This window comes from Armatimonadota bacterium (genome assembly GCA_031081675.1).
GTDB lineage: Bacteria > Sysuimicrobiota > Sysuimicrobiia > Sysuimicrobiales > Kaftiobacteriaceae > Calidihabitans > Calidihabitans tengchongensis.
Genome location: JAVHLZ010000036.1, coordinates 1 through 3,836 on the forward strand (window position 1 = coordinate 1; position 3,836 = coordinate 3,836).

The 3,836-nt window shown below is 70.8% G+C and carries 5 protein-coding genes; all 5 read right to left on the reverse strand.

Annotation, left to right across the window (positions count from 1 at the left end; translation table 11 throughout):
* Positions 1-64 (reverse strand): hypothetical protein (locus RB150_10745; GenBank protein ID MDQ7821011.1); only part of this gene is annotated, 64 nt, incomplete at its 3' end.
* Between the two features lie 49 nt (positions 65-113).
* A complete protein-coding gene (gene fusA / locus RB150_10750; protein ID MDQ7821012.1) occupies positions 114-2,198 on the reverse strand; it encodes an elongation factor G in 2,085 nt (694 codons plus the stop codon).
* 64 nt (positions 2,199-2,262) lie between these two features.
* Positions 2,263-2,736, reverse strand: a complete 474-nt coding sequence (gene rpsG / locus RB150_10755) for a 30S ribosomal protein S7 (GenBank protein MDQ7821013.1) — start codon at positions 2,734-2,736, stop codon at positions 2,263-2,265.
* A 13-nt stretch (positions 2,737-2,749) separates the two neighbouring features.
* Positions 2,750-3,124: a 30S ribosomal protein S12 gene (gene rpsL, locus RB150_10760; GenBank protein MDQ7821014.1), complete on the reverse strand. Its 375-nt coding sequence runs from the start codon at positions 3,122-3,124 to the stop codon at positions 2,750-2,752.
* A 265-nt stretch (positions 3,125-3,389) separates the two neighbouring features.
* Positions 3,390-3,659 carry a ribosomal L7Ae/L30e/S12e/Gadd45 family protein gene (locus RB150_10765; protein MDQ7821015.1) on the reverse strand — a complete coding sequence of 90 codons (270 nt, stop codon included), beginning with the start codon at positions 3,657-3,659 and terminating at the stop codon, positions 3,390-3,392.
* Positions 3,660-3,836 lie beyond the last annotated feature (177 nt).

A 3,836-nucleotide genomic window follows, 5' to 3' on the forward strand; every position in this document is an offset into this window, starting at 1 on the left:
CCACGTGCCCGATCGTCCCCACGTTCACGTGCGGCTTCGTCCGCTCAAACTTCGGCTTGCTCATCGCTGGCCTCCCCCGTCTGTCTCCTGCCGTGCCTCAGACCCGATTCCCCCTAGGCCCGCGCGCCCACCCGGACCCGGCCCCGGACCTCCTCGGCGATGGAGGGAGGAACCTCCTCATAGTGGGACGGCTCCATGGTGTAGGTGGCGCGCCCCTGGCTCACCGACCGCAGGGCGGTGGCATATCCGAACATCTCCGCCAGAGGGACCAGCGCCCGCACCACCCGGAGGCTCCCCTGCTGCTCGATGCCTTCGATGCGCCCCCGCCGGGCGTTGAGATCGCCGATCACATCCCCCATGTAGGCCTCGGGGGTCAGCACCTCCACCTTCATCACCGGTTCCAGAAGCACCGGCCGCGCCCGGGCCATGGCCTCCTTGAAGGCCAGGGAGCCCGCGATCTTGAACGCCAGTTCGGAGCTGTCCACCTCGTGGTAGGAACCGTCCACCAGCCGCACGCGGACGTCCACCACCGGATACCCGGCCAGGACCCCGGTCTCGGCCGCCTCGCGGACGCCGGCCTCCACCGCCGGGATGAACTCCCGGGGAATGACGCCGCCGGTGATCTCATCCACGAACTCGATCCCCGATCCGCGGGGCAGCGGCTCCAGGATGATCACCACGTGGCCGTACTGGCCGCGGCCACCGGTCTGCCGGATGTACCGACCCTCGGCCTGGGCCGCCTGCCGGATGGTCTCCTTATAGGCGACCTGGGGACGACCCACGTTCGCCTGGACCCCGAACTCCCGCTGCATGCGGTCCACAATGATCTCCAGGTGCAGCTCCCCCATGCCCGCGATCAGGGTCTGGCCGGTCTCGGGGTCGTAGCGCACCCGGAAGGTGGGGTCCTCTTCGGCCAGCTTGGCCAGGGCCAGGCTGAGCTTCTCCTCGTCGGCGCGGGTCTTGGGCTCCACCGCCACGGCGATGACGGGCTCGGGGAAGTGCATCGCCTCCAGGACGATGGGGTGGTTCTCATCGCACAGGGTGTCGCCGGTGGTGGTCTCCCGCAGTCCCACCGCCGCCACCACGTTGCCGGCCGTGGCCTCGGGGATGTCCTCCCGGTGGTTGGCGTGCATCTGGAGGATGCGGCTGACCCGCTCCTTTCTGCCCCGGGTGGCGTTGTAGACATACGACCCGGCCTTCAGGGTCCCCGAGTACACCCGGAAGTAGGTGAGCTTGCCCACGTAGGGGTCGGTGACGATCTTGAACGCCAGGGCGCAGAAGGGCTCCGCGGGGTCCGGACGGCGGCGTACCACCTCCCGGGTCACGGGATGCCAGCCCTCCACCGCCTGCATGTCCAGGGGCGAGGGCAGGTAGTCCACCACCGCGTCCAGCAGCGGCTGCACGCCTTTGTTGCGGAACGACGACCCGGCCAGCACCGGCACCAGCCGGTAGGACAGGGTGCCCAGGCGCAGCCCGCGGCGGATCTCCTCCTCGGAGAGGGTGTGGCCGTCCAGATACCGGGCCATCAGCTCGTCGTCCATCTCGGCCACGGCCTCCAGCAGCCGCTCCCGCCACTCCTCGGCCATCTCCCGCAGGTCGGCCGGGATGTCGGTCTCGTCGGAGCGGGTGCCCAGGTCGTCCAGGTAGAGGATCGACTTCATCCGGACCAGGTCCACCACGCCCTGGAAGGTGTCCTCCACGCCCACCGGCAGCTGAACCGGCACCGCCCGGGCGCCCAGGCGCTCCTGCACCATGCGCACCGTCCGCAGGAAGTCGGCGCCGGTGCGGTCCATCTTGTTCACGTAGACGATGCGGGGCACCCGGTACCGGTCTGCCTGCCGCCAGACGGTCTCCGACTGGGGCTGGACGCCCTCCACGGCGCTGAGGATGACCACGGCGCCGTCCAGGACCCGGAGCGACCGTTCCACCTCCACGGTGAAGTCCACGTGGCCGGGGGTGTCGATGATGTTGATCCGGTGCCCCCGCCACATGCAGGTGGTGGCGGCGGAGGTGATGGTGATCCCCCGCTCGCGCTCCTGGACCATCCAGTCCATGGTCGCCGAGCCCTCGTCCACCTCACCGATGCGGTGCACCCGACCCGTGTAGAAGAGAATGCGCTCGGTGGTCGTCGTCTTGCCCGCATCGATGTGGGCGACGATGCCGATGTTCCGGATTTTGTCCATGGGCACGTCCATCATGGCACCTCACGGCGGGTCCCCGCCGGGCACCCGCCCGGCCGCTACCCCGACCCGCCGACCGATCCTACCACCGGTAGTGGGCGAACGCCTTGTTGGCCTCCGCCATCCGGTGCGTGTCCTCCTTTTTCTTCACGGCTCCACCCTGGCCGGCGGCCGCGTCCAGAATCTCGGCCGCCAGCCTGTCCACCATGGTGCGCTTGTCTTTGCGCGCCCGGGCGTACTCCACCAGCCAGCGCAGCCCCAGGGACAGCCGGCGCTCGGGCCGCACCTCGATGGGCACCTGGTAGGTGGCCCCGCCCACCCGCCGCGGCCGCACCTCCAGGACCGGCATGACGTTGTGGAGCGCCCGGTCCAGCACCTTCACCGGGTCCTGGCCGGACTTCTCCCGGATCTGGTCGAAGGCCGTGTACACGATCCGCTCGGCCAGGCTCTTCTTGCCGCGCATCATCACCTTGTTGATCAGCCTGTGCACCACCACGTTGTTGTAGACCGGGTCGGGCCCGATCTCCCGCCGTGGCGCCGGTCCCTTCCTGGGCATGGCTCTCCCCCGCCTACTGCTTGGGGCGCTTGGCCCCGTACTTGCTGCGCCCCTGACGGCGGCCTTCCACGCCGGCCGCGTCCAGGGCGCCCCGGATGATGTGGTACCGGATCCCCGGGAGGTCCGGCACCCGCCCGCCGCGGATGAGCACCACCGAGTGCTCCTGCAGGTTGTGGCCGATGCCGGGGATGTAGGCGGTCACCTCCATCCCGTTGGTCAGCCGGACCCGCGCAATCTTCCGCAGCGCCGAGTTGGGCTTCTTGGGCGTCATGGTGCGGACCTGGATGCACACCCCGCGCTTCTGCGGGTTGCCCTCCAGGGCCGGCGACTTGGTCTTGGCCCGAACCCGGTGCCGGCCGTGACGCACAAGCTGACTGATGGTGGGCATCTCTCGTCCCCACCTCCATCCTCACGTCATTCCTGCGGAGCCGCGGGCGCACAGCGGCCGCGGCGTCGGTCCCGCCCGGCGCCTGCATGCCCGTGGCCCCGACTCATCTCGTTGACCCGTCGCGCCTGTGCGGGCGCGGCGGACCCGCTGGAGACGCTGCGCCATACGCGGCACCGGAGGCCGGTGCCCTGCGGCGCACGCCAGGGGCCGCCTCAGGCCGGCGGCCCCGTCCGCGGCCCGGCCGGGGGACCCCCGGCGGGGCCGCCTAGGGGGGAGACAGGATCGCGGCGGCCGACGCGCCCACGGCGATCCCGCAGGCGCGTCCCAGTTCCCGCATCGAGGCCACTTCCACGACCTCCACGCCCCGATCCCGGGCAGCAGCCAGGACCCCGTCCACCACCCGCCGATCGGCGTCCCGGGCCACGAACACCACCCGGGCCCGGCCCTTGCCGATCGCCTTCGCCGTCTGATTGGCCCCCACGGCCCTGAACTCCGCAGTCCGCAGGCGCTCCAGCGCCTCGGTCTCCTGCGTCATCGTTCCGCCACTCCACGCATTCGCCGGGCCCCGTCCGGGACCCGGCGCAGGCACTCAGCGATTGTAGCATCCGTCCGGGACGGTGTCCAGATGGGGTCCTGGGAGGGCAGGCCGGCACAGGACGGGGGGCGGAACCCCGAGCGGGCCCGCCCCCCTTTTCCCTCTTCCCTCTTCCCT